Origin of the sequence: Bacteroides xylanisolvens XB1A, from assembly GCF_000210075.1 — a bacterium.
GTDB lineage: Bacteria > Bacteroidota > Bacteroidia > Bacteroidales > Bacteroidaceae > Bacteroides > Bacteroides xylanisolvens.
Genome location: NC_021017.1, coordinates 5,148,953 through 5,167,562, shown reverse-complemented (window position 1 = coordinate 5,167,562; position 18,610 = coordinate 5,148,953). Strand labels below are relative to the sequence as shown.

General features: G+C 40.6%; 14 protein-coding genes and 1 pseudogene. 1 reads left to right on the top strand and 14 read right to left on the bottom strand.

From position 1 onward, the window contains the following. The first annotated feature begins 39 nt into the window (after positions 1-39). Positions 40-1,965: an NAD(+) synthase gene (locus tag BXY_RS20200; protein WP_015532813.1), complete on the top strand. Its 1,926-nt coding sequence runs from the start codon at positions 40-42 to the stop codon at positions 1,963-1,965. A 184-nt stretch (positions 1,966-2,149) separates the two neighbouring features. Here the strand turns inward: BXY_RS20200 and BXY_RS20195 are convergent, their stop codons facing one another. From BXY_RS20195 to BXY_RS20130, 14 genes and pseudogenes are all read right to left on the bottom strand, one after another. After that, complete coding sequence (locus BXY_RS20195) at positions 2,150-2,713, bottom strand: dual specificity protein phosphatase family protein (protein WP_004315962.1); 564 nt, start codon at positions 2,711-2,713, stop codon at positions 2,150-2,152. A gap of 26 nt (positions 2,714-2,739) precedes the next feature. After that, positions 2,740-3,864: a bifunctional histidinol-phosphatase/imidazoleglycerol-phosphate dehydratase HisB gene (hisB, locus tag BXY_RS20190; protein ID WP_015532812.1), complete on the bottom strand. Its 1,125-nt coding sequence runs from the start codon at positions 3,862-3,864 to the stop codon at positions 2,740-2,742. A 3-nt stretch (positions 3,865-3,867) separates the two neighbouring features. After that, positions 3,868-4,965, bottom strand: a complete 1,098-nt coding sequence (gene hisC / locus BXY_RS20185) for a histidinol-phosphate transaminase (protein WP_015532811.1) — start codon at positions 4,963-4,965, stop codon at positions 3,868-3,870. Then, the gene (hisD, locus tag BXY_RS20180; RefSeq protein ID WP_015532810.1) at positions 4,925-6,214 is read right to left on the bottom strand and encodes a histidinol dehydrogenase; all 1,290 of its coding nucleotides are present in this window, start codon (positions 6,212-6,214) and stop codon (positions 4,925-4,927) included. The genes hisC and hisD overlap by 41 nt, the downstream gene beginning before the upstream one ends. 29 nt (positions 6,215-6,243) lie before the next feature. Next, positions 6,244-7,095 (bottom strand): ATP phosphoribosyltransferase, encoded by an 852-nt coding sequence (gene hisG, locus BXY_RS20175; protein WP_008021757.1) that lies wholly within the window; start codon positions 7,093-7,095, stop codon positions 6,244-6,246. A gap of 245 nt (positions 7,096-7,340) precedes the next feature. After that, on the bottom strand, positions 7,341-7,832 hold the full coding sequence (locus BXY_RS20170; RefSeq protein ID WP_004310812.1) for a PaaI family thioesterase: 492 nt from the start codon (positions 7,830-7,832) through the stop codon (positions 7,341-7,343). Between the two features lie 73 nt (positions 7,833-7,905). Further along, positions 7,906-9,808, bottom strand: a pseudogene (locus BXY_RS20165) (fimbrillin family protein). Positions 9,809-10,133: 325 nt separating this feature from the next. Next, positions 10,134-10,787 carry a DUF2490 domain-containing protein gene (locus BXY_RS20160; RefSeq protein ID WP_192919012.1) on the bottom strand — a complete coding sequence of 218 codons (654 nt, stop codon included), beginning with the start codon at positions 10,785-10,787 and terminating at the stop codon, positions 10,134-10,136. Positions 10,788-10,992: 205 nt separating this feature from the next. Next, a complete protein-coding gene (locus tag BXY_RS20155) occupies positions 10,993-12,339 on the bottom strand; it encodes an MFS transporter (RefSeq protein WP_015532808.1) in 1,347 nt (448 codons plus the stop codon). A 12-nt stretch (positions 12,340-12,351) separates the two neighbouring features. Next, positions 12,352-13,251, bottom strand: coding sequence for a glycerophosphodiester phosphodiesterase family protein (locus BXY_RS20150; protein ID WP_032811830.1), 900 nt, complete (start codon positions 13,249-13,251; stop codon positions 12,352-12,354). 20 nt (positions 13,252-13,271) lie between these two features. Further along, positions 13,272-14,330 carry an MBL fold metallo-hydrolase gene (locus BXY_RS20145; RefSeq protein ID WP_015532807.1) on the bottom strand — a complete coding sequence of 353 codons (1,059 nt, stop codon included), beginning with the start codon at positions 14,328-14,330 and terminating at the stop codon, positions 13,272-13,274. Between the two features lies 1 nt (position 14,331). After that, entirely contained in the window at positions 14,332-15,213 is an 882-nt protein-coding gene (locus BXY_RS20140) for a sugar phosphate isomerase/epimerase family protein (RefSeq protein WP_008021743.1), read from the bottom strand. 6 nt (positions 15,214-15,219) lie between these two features. Next, positions 15,220-17,184 (bottom strand): outer membrane protein assembly factor BamB family protein, encoded by a 1,965-nt coding sequence (locus tag BXY_RS20135; RefSeq protein WP_009040895.1) that lies wholly within the window; start codon positions 17,182-17,184, stop codon positions 15,220-15,222. 27 nt (positions 17,185-17,211) lie between these two features. After that, positions 17,212-18,603 carry a RagB/SusD family nutrient uptake outer membrane protein gene (locus BXY_RS20130; protein WP_015532806.1) on the bottom strand — a complete coding sequence of 464 codons (1,392 nt, stop codon included), beginning with the start codon at positions 18,601-18,603 and terminating at the stop codon, positions 17,212-17,214. Between the last annotated feature and the right edge of the window lie 7 nt (positions 18,604-18,610).

Here is an 18,610-nt window from a genome sequence, read left to right as displayed (position 1 = left end):
TCCTATTTTTGCACTCATTATATATAAATAAGGTATAAGATGAACTACGGATTTGTAAAAGTAGCTGCAGCCGTGCCACACGTAAAAGTGGCTGACTGTAAATTCAATGTAGAGAAGATAGAAAGTCTGATTACAGTGGCTGAAGGAAAAGGAGTGCAGATCATTATTTTCCCGGAAATGAGTATCACCGGATATACTTGTGGTGACCTATTCGGACAACAACTTTTGCTGGAAGAAGCAGAAATGGGGCTGATGCAAATTCTGAATAACACCCGTCAATTAGATATCATTTCTATTGTTGGCATGCCTGTCGTTGTCAATTCGACAGTAATCAATGCAGCCGTAGTGATTCAGAAAGGGAAAGTGTTGGGAGTTGCAGCCAAGACCTATCTGCCGAATTATAAAGAATTCTACGAACAACGTTGGTTCACATCAGCGCTTCAGTTGACTACAAACAACGTACGCCTGTGTGGACAAATCGTTCCCATAGGTGCAAATCTGCTTTTTGAGACTTCAGATACGACTTTTGGCATTGAGATATGCGAGGACCTTTGGTCTACTATACCTCCAAGTTCCTCACTGGCACTGCAAGGGGCAGAGATTCTGTTCAATATGTCTGCTGATAATGAAGGCATTGGAAAGAACAATTATCTTTGTTCTCTCATCAGCCAACAATCTGCACGTTGTATTGCCGGATATGTATTCTCGTCTTGTGGCTTTGGAGAATCTACTACCGATGTGGTTTTTGCCGGTAATGGGCTGATTTATGAAAACGGTTCACTGCTTGCACGCAGCGAACGTTTCAGTATGAAAGAGCAACTGATTATCAGCGAAATTGATGTGGAACGCATCCGGGCAGAACGCAGGATAAATACTACTTTCGCCGCTAATCAGGCAAATTTAGGAGACAAGAAAGCAGTTTCTATCGCGACAGAATTTGTCAACAGCAAAGAACTGACCTTAACCCGGAAGTTCAACGCCCATCCTTTCGTACCACAAGGAATTGAGCTAAATGAACATTGCGAAGAAGTATTCTCTATCCAAGTGGCCGGACTAGCACAAAGATTAGTTCACACCGGAGCCAAAACAGCCGTAGTCGGTATTTCAGGTGGATTAGACTCAACACTGGCACTGCTCGTCTGCGTGAAGACTTTCGATAAACTGGGATTATCCCGAAATGGTATTCTCGGAATCACGATGCCGGGTTTCGGAACGACTGACCGCACCTACCATAATGCGATCGATCTAATGAAATCATTAGGTATATCCATCCGTGAAATTAGTATTAAAGATGCCTGCATCCAACATTTTAAGGACATCGAACATGACATGAATGTACATGACGTTACATACGAGAATTCGCAAGCGCGCGAACGTACACAAATACTAATGGATGTGGCCAATCAGACTTGGGGAATGGTTATCGGCACAGGGGATTTATCCGAACTTGCATTGGGATGGGCTACTTACAACGGCGATCACATGTCCATGTACGGGGTAAATGCGAGTGTTCCCAAAACACTTGTGAAATATTTAGTACAATGGGTGGCAGAAAACGGTATGGACGAAAACTCGAAAGCTACTTTGCTTGATATTGTAGACACTCCTATTAGCCCGGAATTGATTCCGGCGGATGAGAACGGAGAAATTAAACAGAAAACAGAAGATTTGGTAGGTCCTTATGAACTGCACGACTTCTTCCTATATTATTTCTTACGTTTCGGCTTCCGGCCTTCCAAGATATTCTATTTGGCAAGAACGACATTCAAAGATACGTATGATGAAGAAACCATCAAGAAATGGCTTTCCACTTTCTTCCGTCGTTTCTTCAATCAGCAGTTCAAACGTTCTTGCTTACCGGACGGCCCTAAAGTTGGAAGTATTTCTATTAGTCCACGGGGGGATTGGAGGATGCCTAGTGATGCCAATTCAACTATGTGGCTTAAAGAAATAGAGAATTTATAGGGAAGTACAAACATCAAACTATTCTCACTGCTATGAGAAAAAATACTCATTACTATGAGAAGATTTTCTCATTATAGTGAGATTTTTTTTCTCATAGCAGTGAGAATAGTTGAGAAAATATAACGCCTCATCATAGCTTCGATACAACATTTTAGCAAGACATGTATCTGCACAAAATTACATACTAAAATCCCTCTGTACACATAACTTTTCTTCTTATTTGCTCTATATCCGCTTCTTTAATCCTCCGAATGATATTTTTATAAATACGATGAAAGCCAAAACCGCCTTCAGTCATTTCATGAATCGCGTCTTCTTTTGAAACATTCTGAAATACCACTCGATAAAGTGCGCAAACAGCTCCTGTGCGATCTGATCCGTGATGGCAATGGATAACAATCGGCGCTTTACGATTCTTTATAATACGCAATGCTTCAATCAACTGTTCTTCATTGATGGAATGAGCTTTGGTCTTTACCCGATGAAGCTTTACGTTTGTTCCTGCGGCTTCATCATCATCACTATGTCTATTACGGAGATTGAGAGCTTCGCCAATACCATACTTTTCTAAAGCTTTAAAGTCTTCATGCGAAGGTTGCTCTGAACGATATACACCCGAATCGATCTTGTACAGATTGGTTAATTCACTATCAGGAAGAGTAATCTTCTCTACTTTTAGATTCTGACTAAAAATAGATATAGAGAAGATTACTCCCAAAAGTAGGCTCAACAGGATTCGTTTCTGCATAAGTCTATATTGTTATTATAAAAAGATCAAAGTACTCCCTTGCTGGATGGAAGTTCAAAATGATAGATATCTCTTTTGATTGCCATTTTCAAGGCACGGGCAAGGGCTTTAAAAATACCTTCTATCTTATGATGTTCATTTTGTCCTTCCGCCTTGATGTTCAGATTCATTTTTGCCGCATCACTTAGTGACTTAAAGAAATGAAGGAACATTTCCGTTGGCATCTCCCCTATCTTCTCACGCTTGAATTCGGCATCCCAAACCAGCCAGGGACGACCACCAAAGTCCAGACAAACCTGACAAAGACAATCATCCATTGGTAAAGCATAGCCGTAACGCTCAATTCCACGTTTACTACCTAAAGCCTGGTAAATACATTCTCCTAATGCAATAGCAGTATCTTCGATCGTATGATGTTCATCTACCTCCAGATCTCCTTTCACACGGATTGTCAAGTCCATACCGGAGTGTTTTCCAATCTGCTCGAGCATGTGGTCGAAAAAGCCAAGACCGGTAGAGATGTCACAAGCGCCGTTTCCATCCAAGTTCAAAGTCACATCAATATCTGTTTCTTTTGTTGTACGACGTACTTCCGCTTTCCGTTCTCCGGCAAAAAGGAATTCGGCTATCTGATCCCAGTCGGTCGTTGCAAGGGCGCAGACTTCTTCCAATCCTTTTTCTTTCAGGGTTTCAGGTGAATTTTGCAGATAGATTGCCCGACAACCCAAATTCTTGGCAAGTTCCACATCCGTAGGACGGTCGCCTATCACAAAACTTCCGGCAAGATCGTATTCCGGATTATTTAGGTACTTCGTCAACATTCCGGTACGTGGTTTACGGGTGGGCGCATTATCTTCCGGGAAACTACGGTCTATCAGAATCTCATCAAAAGTAATCCCCTCTCCTTCCAATGTTTTAAGCATCAGATTATGGGCAGGCCAAAACGTTTCTTCCGGGAAAGAAGATGTACCCAATCCATCCTGATTGGTGACCATCACAAATTCAAAATCGAGTTTACTGCGGATAAAACCTAAATTACGGAATACTTTCGGATAGAATTCCAGCTTCTCCAATGAGTCGAGTTGGTAATCCACGGGAGGTTCGATCACCAACGTACCATCTCTATCTATAAATAATACTTTCTTCTTCATAAATTATCCCGGGTATTTTTTAAGGATAGCCAATAGGGTATTATTCTCTACACGGGTACCGACAGTCACACGCAAACAGTTGCAGCAAAGCGAAATGTTATGGCGATTACGCACAATAATTCCTTCACCTACCAAATAATTGTAGATTTTCACGGCATCCGTCACTTTTGCCAAAAAAAAATTCGCATCAGACGGGAACAGTTTAATGGTACATGGAAGCTTTTCAAATTCCGCTTCCAAATAGTCACGTTCTTCCTTCAGAGTTTTCACCCAACGTTCTATCTCATAATGTTTATGCAACATGGCGATGGCTTGCTGTTGAGTCAACTGGTTGACATTATAGGGATATTTGATTTTACTAAGAATATCAATAATCTCTTTGGAAGCAAAAGCCATTCCTAAACGGATAGCAGCACATCCCCAAGCTTTGGAGAATGTCTGAAATACGACGAGATTAGGATATTGATCCAACTCTTCGAGGAAAGACGGAGCTTTAGAAAAATCATTGTAAGCCTCATCCAACATTACCAATCCTTCAAACTGGCAAAGAATCTTTTCTATTTCGGAACGAAGCAGATCATTTCCCGTCGGATTGTTAGGCGAACAAAGGAAAATCAGTTTGGTATGCTCGTCGGTAGCTGCCAGCAATTTGTCAGCAGAGAACTGGAAGTCATCATCCAACAATACTTTCCGATATTCCACATCGTTTACATCGGCACAGACCTGATACATTCCATAGGTAGGATCGATAGCTACTACATTATCTTTACCCGGTTCGCAGAAAGCACGAAAGACCAAGTCGATGGCTTCATCACTGCCGTTTCCGAGAAAAATATGTTCGGGAGATACTTTCTTAATTTTCGACAACAATGTTTTCAGTTCACACTGCATAGGGTCCGGATAACGGTTGTGAGGCGTATTGTACGGATTTTCGTTTGCATCCAGGAAAACAGAAGCGGTGACTCCTTTATATTCATCACGTGCCGAAGAGTAAGGCTTTAATTTCCAGATATTCGGCCGGGTTAATTCTTGTAATGTTTTCACTTCTTTAAATTTTAAGTTATGAATTTTGAATTGCTTTGAGACGAACTGTGACCGCATTCTTATGCGCGTCCAAATGTTCGTTAGCCGCCATCTCTTCAATAGCAGGACCAATAGCCTTTATTCCTTCCGGGAGAATTTCCTGGAACGTAATCTTGCGGATAAAACTATCCAGACTGACGCCGCTATATGCTTTGGCATAACCGTTGGTAGGCAAGGTATGATTTGTTCCGGAAGCATAGTCACCGGCACTTTCGGGAGTTAACGATCCAAGAAAAACAGAACCGGCATTTGTTACACGCTCTGCTACTTCCATGTAGTTTTCCGTTTCTATGATTAAGTGTTCCGGCGCGTATGCGTTAGTCAGTTCCAATGCTTCATCCAAATCCTTTACTAAAATCAGTTTACTATTCTCTAATGACTTTGCAGCAATTTCACGACGGGATAATTCGGCTAATTGACGTTCTACTTCCGCCATTACTTCTGTTTGAAGCTTCTCGGAAGTGGTAATCAATATAGCCTGGCTATCTATTCCGTGTTCTGCCTGTGACAAAAGATCTGCTGCTACAAAAACCGGGTTGGCAGATGCATCAGCCAGAACTTCGACTTCAGAAGGGCCGGCAGGCATATCAATAGCTACATCACGCAGGCTTACCAACTGTTTGGCAGCTGTCACATATTGATTGCCTGGACCAAATATCTTATATACTTTGGGGACACTCTCCGTTCCATAGGCCATAGCGGCAATAGCCTGCACACCACCAGCCTTGAATATTTTACTGACACCTGCCAGTTGCGCAGCAAAAAGAATAGCCGGATGAATATTTCCATTCTTATCGGGAGGCGTGCAAAGTACGATTTCCTTGCATCCTGCAATTTTAGCCGGAACAGCCAACATCAATACAGTTGAGAAAAGTGGTGCTGTTCCACCCGGAATATACAATCCCACTTTTTCGATTCCTACCGATTTTTGCCAGCAAGTCACACCGTTCATTGTTTCTACCTTCTTTCCGATAAAACGTTGGGAAGCATGAAAGGTTTCAATATTTTGTTTTGCCAGGGAGATGGCTGCTTTCAGTTCATCGCTTACCAATGTTCCGGCAACCTGTATCTCTTCAGGAGTCACAGCAAGCGCAGACAAGGCGACTTTATCAAAAGTAGCTTCATATTCCAAGACGGCTTTGTCACCTTCTGCCCTTACCTTATTTATAATAGAGCGAACAGTGTCGAACAAATTTTCCGTATTCAGTGCCGGACGTTTCAAAAGTTCCGTCCACTGTTCTTTTGAGGGATATTTAATCAATCTCATGGTTCCTACTTTATTAGATACCTATATATTTATACAATCATCTTTTCAATCGGCAGTACTAAAATACCTTCCGCTCCCAGTCCTTTCAGTTTTCCAATGATTTCCCAAAAACGTTTTTCATCAAGTACTGTATGAACAGAGCACCAGCCTTCCTGTGCTAACGGCATCACCGTAGGACTCTTCATACCCGGCAATACAGCAATGATTTCTTCCAGTTTATCTTTCGGAGCATTCATCAATACATATTTTTTATCTTCGGCTGTTTTTACCGCATTCATGCGGAACAGCAGTTCTTCGAGCACTTCTTTTTTCTCGTCGCTCATATTCTTGTTGCCAATCAGCAATGCTTCCGACTTCATTACGACTTCCACTTCTTTCAAACGGTTACTTACCAACGTAGAACCGGAGCTTACAATATCGAAAATAGCATCAGCCAATCCAATTCCCGGAGACACTTCTACAGAACCGGTAATCACGTGAATTTCAGCATTTACACCATTTTTCTTCAGGAAGTTACGAAGAATAACCGGATAGGAAGTAGCGATCTTCTTACCGTCAAACCATGACAAACCGGGATATTCAATATCTTTCGGCATAGCCAATGAAAGGCGACACTTACTGAATCCCAAACGTTTGATGATTTCCGCATCTTCTTCCTTTTCCATAAATTCATTTTCGCCAACAATTCCCAAGTCTGCCACACCGGTAGCCACTGTCTGCGGGATATCATCATCACGAAGGAATAGAACTTCAATAGGGAAATTGGAAGACTGCACCAATAAGGTACGTTTTGTAGTGCTCAACTTAATATCCGACTCTCCTAAAAGTGCCATTGTCTCTTCGAAGAGACGTCCTTTGGCTTGTACTGCGATTCTTAACATGACTTTATTTAATTTTTAATTATAATATGCGTTGAGAAATAAAAAAGGCTTACCGTATTCGGCAAGCCTTAGTTATCGTTTATATAGTTATACACAATATCATCCACGCCCACCGATTATTCGTTAGGAAAATGATGATGATGATGTGTAGTTGTATATTTCATATTTCTTTTATTAACTGCGACAAAAGTAAAGCATTTGTTTGAAACCACCAAACATTTATCACAAAAACTTGAGTTTTTATTTCAAATTAAAGGCAATATCTCTTCCGGCTCTACATCACATTTCGTAAAATGCATTTCGTCTTTCGACTTTTCTTTCGAGAAAGTAAAGTAGGTACAAACCGATTCTGTGCATACTTCTCCATCCTCATTATATAATTTTGCTTCAACAATGACAATGTTCCGCTTCACTTCTTTAATAGAGGCGCGCAATACTATATGAGAATCTTTGGTATCAACAGATTTTCGGTAACGGGTTTCCATCTTCGAAGTCACTCCAGTCGTTTGTAGTTTACGAAGCACCACCCACGCACAGATTTCATCCATCAAAACTGCTTGAATACCGCCATGCAAAGTGTCAATCCAGCCTTGATACTCGGGACGTGGCTTCCAAATGCTCACTACTTCGTCACCATCCTCATAAAATTCCATTTTTACTCCAGCTTCATTATTAGGAGCACAACCGAAACAATTGTACCCTTCCAAACCCTTCCAGGGATTTATTATCTTCTTCATAGTTCTCTCTTTTAGTTAGTTTTACTTCCCAAATATAAGCAATTTATGAAAAGGAGATGCAATTTTCACTGATTTACTTTCTAATACAACGAATAGCGAAAGCTTTCGTATCAATACCCGCATTAGATTCTTCTATGATATTCGTATCACTTTTCATGTAGAAAACCTTAGTATCGATGGTGGCATTTGTATTGTCCAATGTCCAATATGCCAAATGTTTGTTCTCATAATCTGCTTGAAAAGCCCCTACATACATTCCTACAGGAATACCATTAAAACCGGATAAATTAGTTGCAGGTTGCACTTGTTCTTCCGTCTTCAGGGACAACCAGGTCCCTGACTTCAACAAAGAAGCTTCCCCCTTCAAGTAGTCTTTTAAAATATTCCAGTCTTCCCAATTCGGTATACTCCAGTGAGTTGGCAAGATCCTACCGGAAAGCGCAACATTAGCGGTATAAAAATAATGCTCTGTAGTAGATTGCAAATATCCGGCTATATTTGCTGTTACCTGATTCAATTTAGGGAGCGCATCATCGTTTACATATAAAGATGTCTCCAAATTACTCCTCATCCAGTATTGAGTTCCGATCTTCACTAACGGATAATTATGGATACTCCTCCACGAACATCACGAACAATATCTTCCTGTGCCAAAACAGGTAACACATCATCTGCCAGTGTTACTGATAAGGAGATTGTTCCGTCTGCCAGCACATAAACATTATGACGAGCCAATAAGGTGCCATCCACATAGGTTAATGAATGATCTTCCATATTCCATGATACACTTCCACCATTCACTTTTCCTGATTTTCCTAATAACTGTGCTACAATCCCTTGAGATAAATTAACGCTACCGTCTTCTTTCATCGGATAGGCAACAATCGCTTGAGAAGAAAAATCCGGAGTAACAAGATACTCTTTACATATTTCGGCTACTTGTTTTCCCGAATGTATCACTTTGTACACATTCGATTTTTCAAAAGTCAGCTTCGATACATCTATGTATTTATGCAAAATACCCGATTCGGTATGATCCACTTCTGTTCCATCCCAATCCCCGATTTCTCCGTTCACTTTACTCATTAATATATCTTCGGCCGATACAAACGTTATTTCCAACTCTCTCTGTTTTCCACTTTCCAATTGTAAAGTGGATGGTAATAAACTGGTATATAGTTTGCCGGCAGCTTCCAATGTTATGTATTGATACCCAACAGTCGCCTCTTGGGGAATCAAAATAAGCTCTTTTCCTACTAGTCGACCGTCTTTTATTTCCCATTCTCCTGCAGGAGTAATATCTTTCTCTTCAGAATAGGCAGAGAATGTTTTCTTCTGAAAATCATAAATGGTCTTAGTATAAAAGCCACTCACCGAAAGTGTAGGTTTCACAGATAGTATTTCTTCTATATTCTCTTCCTCTCCGGGGACAAGGACTATTTTCATGCGAAAGAACTGGTGGTTGTAAGTCAAAGCAACTGCATCTTTACTAGCTAATACTTCCTTTTTGGAAGCAACTAGAAAATCAGAATGAGAATAATCATCCAGTTTATCTTGAGTTGTTGCAACGGTCACTTGCATGGAACTTTCACCCATTGCTACCCCGCCCTTCTGATATGGATAATAACTGATTAAATTCAATGTTACTCCATCATCCGGATAGTAAACCGACTCATCAGATACAAACTCACCAGTAGATGAACGCACAAAATGAAGATTATCTGCATAACGTTCTTCTTGCATTGTAGTAGTTCCTGCAAGTGCAAATAATCCCACTTCATCTTTTTCTCCAAAACTATTGTTTACTACACGAGTATTCATAATCTCATGAATATCAGCTACAAACTTCAACGGAATATCTCCATTATTAATGATTCCCCTTCTTCCTCCGAAATATGGTTTACACAAGCAGTAAACATAGTACAACAAAGGATAAAAAAACCTACTCCCACAAATAGGTTATGGCATGTTTTCATTTTGTTTTTCTATTAGTTCAAAAAAAGAAATTCTTGATTAAGCAGAAAGAATGCCATAAGAGGAAGTATTCACTTTCGGTTATGAAAAACCATACAACACGTCTGTTGCAACTGTAAAATCTTAAATTTCCACATTACAGTTTGAAATGTGGAAGCGAAAGTACACATTATAATTAAGAAAAGAAATATTTTCCTTTGAAAAGATTAGTATTATACATAAACAGCATATAATCAAACATTTACACAGCACATACAAATACAAGACATTCTGAAGCCCACCTTATTATATTAGCTATCAGTTATCATTTACTATTCGTCTTTTATTTCAAAAAGAATATCCCACTTCTATTCCGACAATGTGTCTACCTTGCGAAGAAGCATATTGATAACAATAAAATGCATCTAATGACCAACGTTTGGCTAAAGCAATCTCTACTCCAGGACGATAACGCATACGGTCTGCTCTCCAAAAAGAGGTGTCATCCAAACTTTGATAAATTTCAACAGAGAAATAAGGTGAAACGATTCCTTTTGTAGGAGCATAGGATAACTTCAAACGAGAACGTAGACGAGTTTCAGAATCACCACGGTCATAAGTCTGCTGAAACCTCTCCCGCAAAGACACTTTTAACCATTGATAACGAAAGGTGGCAGTGGCAGATATATGATAGCGATGTCTAAATTTCCATTCTGAATCACCCAAGTTCCGAAGGTGGGTTTCATATCCCACCCCCAGATTCAAAAAAGAACAAGGGCGATAACTTCCACCAACTGTCAGTCCCCAACGATCTAACCGGCTTACATCATCTTTCATACGCAATTCTAAATCGCCTGAAACAGAGAACCGAGAATCTATCTTATGGTTCACTTTAAACTTGGTCCATGTAGTGAAATCATCACTTTGTGCCCATGCGGGAAACGACATTCCAAACAACAACACAAACAGCCAAATCTTAGTATTTAATATTATTCTACTCATTGATTATCGGGTTAAAGTTACAAAGATAATAAATTATCTCCGGCAAAGGAAAAGCATGATACTGAAATAATACTGAAAAGACTGCTAATGTTGCATTAAAAGGAACACTTTGTTTCTCGGTGAGAAACGGGTCGTTCCTTTAAAAGAAACGCCCCGTTGGTTTAAAAGGAAAAAAGTATCTAAGTAAAACACTAATATTCAACTATTATTTTGGCTTCGCATTCCAAACTAACAATGCACAAAAAACTGACAATAAAGCCGCCCCTATCCAAAACCAATTGATATAGGTGAAGTCATAAACATCAACTCCGTTCTGAACCGTTTTTTGCCCTTCTATCAGTATACCACTCATCACATCCTGCAATCCGGCACCAATATAACTGGCAATGCCAACAACTCCCAATGCAGCTCCCGATGCATTGCGAGGAGCAATATCGACAGCCATCAAACCACCCAAAAAGCAAATTAGTACTCCAATTCCTAAACCAAAAAGAATCATAGCCAATACATCTATCCAAAAATGTACGCCCGGAACCAACAGGAAAAGGCAAAGTGCAAATACATTCATCAATCCGAAGATTAAGGCAGGAACATTGCGACGACCACCAAACAATTTATCCGAAATCACTCCGGAAAACATCGTACCAATGATACCACAAACCGGACAGATAGAAATGATAAAACTGGCATCCAGGGTAGAATACCCTTTTTGAGCTTCCAAGTAAAAGACGCCCCAGCTGTTTATCGCATAACGACTGATATACATAAAAGCACTCGAAAGGGCAAGAATCCAAATGGCAGGCATCATCAACACCTGGCGCTGTGCTTTATTGAAATCCGCCGTTTCTGTTGCACTCATCTCTTTTTTCTGTTTGGGAACATTCACCGGAGGGAAACCCTTACTCTCGGGAGTGTCATGAAAGAACTTCCACACGATTAAAGCTCCAAGCAAACCGACAATACCGGCTCCGAAGAAGCCGTATCGCCAACCCAAGACACTGACAATAGACGCAATAATCAAAAAGGTTAACGCCTCACCGATGTTATGGCTGGCAGACCAAAATCCGTAATAGGAACCGCGTTCTTTGTCCGTGAACCAACGGGAAAGACCAACCACACAGGAGGCGGCCCCCATAGACTGAAACCAGCCGCTAATCCCCCAAAGGACAGCAAACAGAATAAAAGAATTGGTAAAGCCGAGACATAAGTTCACTAATGCCGTAACCAATAAACCGGTAGTCATGAAGCGATTGATATTGCTACGGTCGGCAAGGAAACCATTCGTGAACTTTCCGAGGGCGTAAGTGAAGAATAATACGGAACCGATTATTCCCAGTTCCGTTTCAGAGAAGATTCCTTCCTCTACGATGGGCTTCTTTACGACGTTCAGGCTAAGGCGGCAAACGTAATACATACCGTAGCCAAAAGTTGCCGAAAGGAAGGTAGACCATTTCAGATACTTCAGACGACGTTCATCGGAAGAGGACAAAGCCTCCCCGTTACAAGGTCCCGGTGAAGAGACCTTGTAAAAGTTTATAAGCTGTTTTAACATGAAGAAATACGGTTAGTCGTGAAGTTTCTTTTTGCGCAGATACTCCAATAACAGAGCAGGACGATCGGTTTGAATTAATTTCGCTCCCTGATTAATGATCCATCCCCAGCTTTCTTCCGGTTGATGGAGTTCCACCGCACGGTCATCATCATGACCGCCACATAGTTCGGGCCAAAGAGAATTGATAAACAAGTTAGAACCTGTATCACGCACTTTCTTTATCAGGTTAAGAACCTCCGGGCTATCATTGTCGAATACTAATTCATAAGCAGCAGGCTTCATGTGTGTCTGGTAACTATCAATAATAGCTTCGGCTCCTTCTTTGTGCAACTGTACAATAGGCATAAAAATTACTTTATCCAACACAGCACCGTTTTCAGTTTTCACTTGTTCATAAGGAAGCCCGGCTTTGATAACACACTGGTCGACTGTTCCTGTCTTCTTAAGTACGGCATAAGCCTCCTGAAAATAATCATAGCCCTTATCAATATTTACCATTATCTTACCTTTGCAGAGCAACATGACTTCCTCCAATGTAGGAATCTGATGTCTTGTTTTACAAGCGACCCCATTTTTAAGACGCATTGCTTTCAATTCCGCTAATGTATAATCTTCTACCAGCCCTTTTCCGTTCATGGTGCGATTGATAGTTTTATCATGCATCACTACCAAATGTCCGTCTTTGGTTCTTTTCAAATCGATCTCTACCATATCGACTCCCATATCAATGCAATTCTGTATACCTTGCAATGAGTTTTCCGGAGCATTACGCCAGTCAGCCCGATGTGATACAACCAGTATTTTATCAGGATGATTTCCTAACAGGTTTTCTCTGATTTCAGTTATTCTATTTTGAGCAACAGCCAGTTGTACCAAACATAGAAGAAGTATGAAGTTACATATCCGTTTCATAAATGCAAACATTAAGAATTTTAATTCAGTTTATTGTTTTTCCAGACCATTTTTTCTCCCCACATTGGTACATAGGTCTGTTCACAGTTAATCTTCGAAGCCCGTTCGAGTGCCAGTTCCAATGACCATCTCGATTCGTCAACACCTGCATGAGCAAGTTCCAGAATATGCGATAACAAGACATAATCCGGTTCTACCTGCCCTGCACCTGAACCCAGAATATTATTTTCAGTCAGTGCATTGGGAGCGTAACGTGGTATCAATACATTCACATGAGAAGCCAGATTCGTATATTGTTCCGGTTTATAGTTGGAGTCTCCTACATGCATAAAGACGAAGTTACCGGTATCTTCACCACAATCAATCGAAAATACAGTCACAAAATTAGATAACCCGGAATTGTTGTGATCGGTGATACAGGTTTTAATTTTGAATTTTCCTATTTCATAATCTTTATCTCCTTTTGCGGTATAAGGATATGTCGTATCCTTCAAGTAGTTAGACAATACCGGTTTGCCTAAATCAAACATAGCCTGAATAAGATCATTGTTATAATGATCGGAATGCTTATGAGTGACGCAGAGAAAATCAATATAAGGTGCCAGTTCTTTTGCCCAACGATGAGATATGTCAATAGCAAAACACCCTGACGGAGTCTTAACCACATACCCCATATTATAGAGTGCCCAAATCTCTGCCGTACCATTTTCCACTTTTGAGTTTTTAATTCCATCCATCACGCGGTCAAATGCACTCCGATAAAAATAGATAATAGGATCGCACTTTTCCATACTTGTACTTGCTTGGTCGAAGCCATTCAGATAGCTGACAAAATAATCATTTTTACATTTATCCGCATACCCCTGAATTTTGGTCAAAGTAGCAGTACGTCCGGCATTGACAATCAAAGGAGAAGAACTCCACAACTGTTGTGCTGTGGCATCCACTTCCTCTGCCAATTGAGCAAGGATTCCTTCATAACCTGTTTCGGTACTGTTGTTGTCATCATCATCGCAAGCAACAAAACCTATTGCCAAAAGGCAAAACAGTAAATATTGAATTTTTCTTATTATATCCATCTTATTTCAGTGTTTTATAATCATTTATTATTTTATTGAAAGTTTCAACGACCCGTTCCGGTGTTGGACGTGTATCATGGCTTTCATGATCTTTAGTCGCTTCATACATGAAAACTCCTTCATAACCGACTCCTTCGAGTGCGTGCATTAACTTTCCCCACTTAATATCGCCTTGCGTAGGAAGCCAGTGGCACTCGTTGACAAAATCAAAATCCGAAGCATGTATGGTGCCAATACGTTCACCAATGGTTTCTACAAAATGTTCCGTCGTTCCTTTTGTATAATGATTGGTATCAAAACAAACCTTCACACCGGGAATGTCTTTGATAATCTCCCAAAGTTCTTCAGGAGTATTTCCCAGACAAGTCCGCGGCAGATTCTCTATACATAACTGTGCTCCTATCTGATCCGCATACTTCTTCAGATAAGCGATAGACCTGGAAGCATTGGCTATTCTTTGTGCCCGAATACTGTCGTCAATCGGTTCGGAACTTGGATGCAGAACTAAACATTTCGGTTGAAATTGAGCACACTGTTCAATCATCTCCGCCATAAAATCTACATTTTCTTTCCTTTTCTTTTCATCGAGAACCGATATATCCAGCGTGCGGGAAAAAGGAAGATGTATAGACCAGACTTTGATACCGGCACTATCAATTTTTGCTTTCATATCCCGAACACGAGGAATGACCTCATTTGCCGGAACGCCTCTATAACACTGGTTAAATGCAACTTCCACATACTCTAGCCCCACAGACCGAGCTTGAGAAAAATCTGTGGAAGCAGGTACTTTCCACAAAGCTGTAGTAGTACCTACTTTATATTTCTGTGCATATACTCCCATTGTCATCGTCATAAATACAATAAAAACCGAGATTCTCATTATCACTTACTTTTGACGGTTTGTACCTTGAATATCACCACCACGAATACTCCAGGAGTCTGTCTCCAAAGTCTTATTGATATCAAATGCTTTGACAGCACCTATATTACCAGATCCGATCGTTCCGCAATAAAGCCGTTTGTCCGGACCAATAGTAACAGCTGCCATGACTTGTTGTCCTACAGTTTCTTCAAAAACAATGTTTCCATTAGTAATATCAAGTCCCAATACTTTGTTTCCTGATTGAGTACCTATATAAAGAATACCATCCGTGCTCAAGGCACCTCCACTGTAATTCAAATTGTTGCCTACTTTTTTCTCCCAGATTTTAGCCCCGTTGGCATTTACTGCATGAACTGTCTGCGATCCTTTCTCCGTAAAGTAGATATTACCATTTTTATCTACAATCGGGAAATAGGCATCTCCTTTCGTAGTCGGATACGTCCATTTCTTTGTCCCGTTTGTCATATCGACAGCAACAAGTCCGCCTCCTTTCAACGTCGCATAAAGCATCTGATCTTTCAAAGCAAACGTAGCCTGTTCTGTCACATTTACTTCTTCCAATTTCCATATCTGATCCTTATTCGGTTTAAAAGCATAAATAGCAGCACTTGTACCCGCATAAACATTTCCGGCTTTATCAATAGCTACCGCACTACCTGTTGCTCCGTCAAGGGATTGTTGCCATTTTATAACGCCACTGGATGCATCGAGGGCATACAACGTACTCTTATTAGTAAGACAGTAAAGAACACCATCGACAGACAATGCAGGAAAAGCACCTACCGCAGCATCCAATTTAACCGCCCACTTTTGGGTTCCATTTGGATTTATAGCATATACATTATTAATAGTAGCATTTCTTACACACTGATATATGGTACCATCAGAAGCCACTAACGCACCTCCACCATACGTTATCTGACTGATAGCAAACACCCATTTGAATTCACCGCTCACTACATCAATAGCAAATAAATGCCCTGCAGGAGTAGATGTTGGGATGTACATTGTTTTTCCATCCGGAGAGAACACCGGATTGGAAGTCTTTACATATCCGGTAAGTCCGCCAAAGTTCAAATCGACAGAATTCCATTTATAATTGCCGACTGTAACAGCCAGACTACCCGACTCGGTTGTGTTATTTACATAAGTCACCGTGACAGCTACTGTATAAGTTCCGGTAGTAGCAAATGCATGTACAGGATTGTTTTCTCCTGATGTCGTACCATCACCAAAATCCCAGCTTACCGATTTCACTTCACCTGCCATAAAATACATATCGTTATAAGCAAAGGCGCAAGGTTCCCACACGACCAGTTCCGTATTGGCAAGAATAGGATAGATCAATCCCGGAGTAGCTGAAGTCTCCACTGGAATAGAATTGCCCGTAGGATAAACACAAACTACGTTGAACGTATATTCCTGATCGTTAGTCAACCCGTCAACAATGTATTCTTCCAATGAAGTATCATCCAGATTGATAATCTGATTGCCCGGATTAACAGTAACCTGATAACGGGTAAAACGTTCACTGGCAGGTTTTGTCCATCTTAAACGCACTCTTTCATTGCCGGCTGCTGCCGTCAGATCAGAAATCGGGTATCTCGCATTCTTCGGCGTACAGGCAGCGGTAGTTTTACTAGCCAATCCTCCTGTATAACGAGGCTGTACAGAAAAAGTGTAAGCAACGTCATTCACCAGATTATTGATTGTGGCAGTCATTGTTTTTGCATCCACAGTCATCTCACCTCCTTCCGCGTCTGACGATCCGGAAGTCCAAAGAATCAAATATTCATTAGGCCGGGCATTTTCGTATGCCTCCCAAGCAAGAGTCACATTCATATCTCCGGCTGTTGCCGTAAGTGACTTCAGTTCATATAAATCGAAATTCGCTTTTGGCAGCTCTTCTTCACAAGCAGTAAAAACTACTGTGAGAATAAACAACAAGCTATATATTATTTTTTTCATTGTCTGAATTCTTTTAGTTTAACCCTATTAATATCCCGTATTCTGCCACAACAATTCTGTGTTGTTTATTCTTTCCAATTCCGTTTTGGGAATAGGATACAGGAATTGGTAATCCTGAATAATATGTCCTTCCGCTTTCATGGCTTCCTTAGCACCTCCCATACGTACCAAATCGAACCAACGCTGTCCCTCATAAGGAAATTCCTGTTGACGTTCCAGCATAATCGCATTACGGAAACTATCCTGGTCGGGTAACTCTGTAATCAAAATCGGAGACAATCCGGCACGGGTATGTACGGCATTCAAAGCAACCAAGGCTTCTGAATTCTGCAAATTACTATAGCTTATTTCATTCAAAGCTTCTGCGTACATCAACAATACATCGGCATAACGGAGAATAATCTGGTCATTACCAACAGTGTTATAAGTCGCACTCTTGATATCTTTAAATTTATTCATGACACAGACCTTATCTTCCACCTTTACATAAGTAATCAAATCTTTCCGCTTATCCCCGTCTTTATAACATTCTTTCAGCGCTTTTGTCTGATTGGTATCGTCGGTCAGGTTAATAATAGAGAACCAGTATCCATGCCCTTCTCCTTCCACATCCTTATTAAAGCGAACAGCAAAAATGATCTCATCATTCATTTTATTATTTACATCAAAAACCCGGTCCGGAGTAGTCATCAGAGAATACTTACCTATCAATTGAGATAACACATTTCGAGCTTCCGTCCATTTATGGAAAGTGAGGTAAATCTTGCCGAGCAGTGCCATTGCAGCACCGGAAGTCACTCGTCCCATATCGGCACTTGCATAAGAAGACGGCAACATACTTTCATTAATAACCTGATTCAAATCACCGACAAGGAAATCATAAACCTGCTGGTCTGAACTACGTCCGATTTTCAGAGCTTCGGCCACTGTTACCACCTTATTAGTCATCGGTATTCCTCCCCACAGACGGTACATATTAAAATAAGTAAGTGCACGAATGAAAAGGGCTTCTCCTTTATATTGTTTTTTCAGAGTAGCGTCAAAGTTGGCTTCATCAATCCTATCTAATATAAGATTACAACGATACACTCCATTATTAAAATTCGCCCAAGCATTTTCCAGGATTCCATTAGAAGCTTTATCTGCAAACTGATCGATATCATAACGGTCCTGCGTTCCGGCAGTAGGTGCGCTCAATGTCAAATTATCACTCCGATATTCGCAACACTCCGTAAAATAGGAAACCTGTGTCTGCAATTTAGAGTAACATCCCATCACAGCTACATTAAAATCGTCTGCTGTCTTATATACCTTATCGGTAGGCACACTGCTACTTGGTTCCAAATCGAAGAAACTATCTGTACAGGCAACTGATAGAAAAGCAGTTGACAAGAATAGTATTAGTTTATATTTTTTCATACAACGT

Bases quoted from the DNA above. Each gene is read 5' to 3' on its own strand.
- BXY_RS20200 (WP_015532813.1), top strand. From the start codon at position 40: ATGAACTACGGATTTGTAAAAGTAGCTGCAGCCGTGCCACACGTAAAA.
- BXY_RS20195 (WP_004315962.1), bottom strand. From the start codon at position 2,713: ATGCAGAAACGAATCCTGTTGAGCCTACTTTTGGGAGTAATCTTCTCT.
- hisB (WP_015532812.1), bottom strand. From the start codon at position 3,864: ATGAAGAAGAAAGTATTATTTATAGATAGAGATGGTACGTTGGTGATC.
- hisC (WP_015532811.1), bottom strand. From the start codon at position 4,965: ATGCGGTCACAGTTCGTCTCAAAGCAATTCAAAATTCATAACTTAAAA.
- hisD (WP_015532810.1), bottom strand. From the start codon at position 6,214: ATGAGATTGATTAAATATCCCTCAAAAGAACAGTGGACGGAACTTTTG.
- hisG (WP_008021757.1), bottom strand. From the start codon at position 7,095: ATGTTAAGAATCGCAGTACAAGCCAAAGGACGTCTCTTCGAAGAGACA.
- BXY_RS20170 (WP_004310812.1), bottom strand. From the start codon at position 7,832: ATGAAGAAGATAATAAATCCCTGGAAGGGTTTGGAAGGGTACAATTGT.
- BXY_RS20160 (WP_192919012.1), bottom strand. From the start codon at position 10,787: ATGAGTAGAATAATATTAAATACTAAGATTTGGCTGTTTGTGTTGTTG.
- BXY_RS20155 (WP_015532808.1), bottom strand. From the start codon at position 12,339: ATGTTAAAACAGCTTATAAACTTTTACAAGGTCTCTTCACCGGGACCT.
- BXY_RS20150 (WP_032811830.1), bottom strand. From the start codon at position 13,251: ATGAAACGGATATGTAACTTCATACTTCTTCTATGTTTGGTACAACTG.
- BXY_RS20145 (WP_015532807.1), bottom strand. From the start codon at position 14,330: ATGGATATAATAAGAAAAATTCAATATTTACTGTTTTGCCTTTTGGCA.
- BXY_RS20140 (WP_008021743.1), bottom strand. From the start codon at position 15,213: ATGAGAATCTCGGTTTTTATTGTATTTATGACGATGACAATGGGAGTA.
- BXY_RS20135 (WP_009040895.1), bottom strand. From the start codon at position 17,184: ATGAAAAAAATAATATATAGCTTGTTGTTTATTCTCACAGTAGTTTTT.
- BXY_RS20130 (WP_015532806.1), bottom strand. From the start codon at position 18,603: ATGAAAAAATATAAACTAATACTATTCTTGTCAACTGCTTTTCTATCA.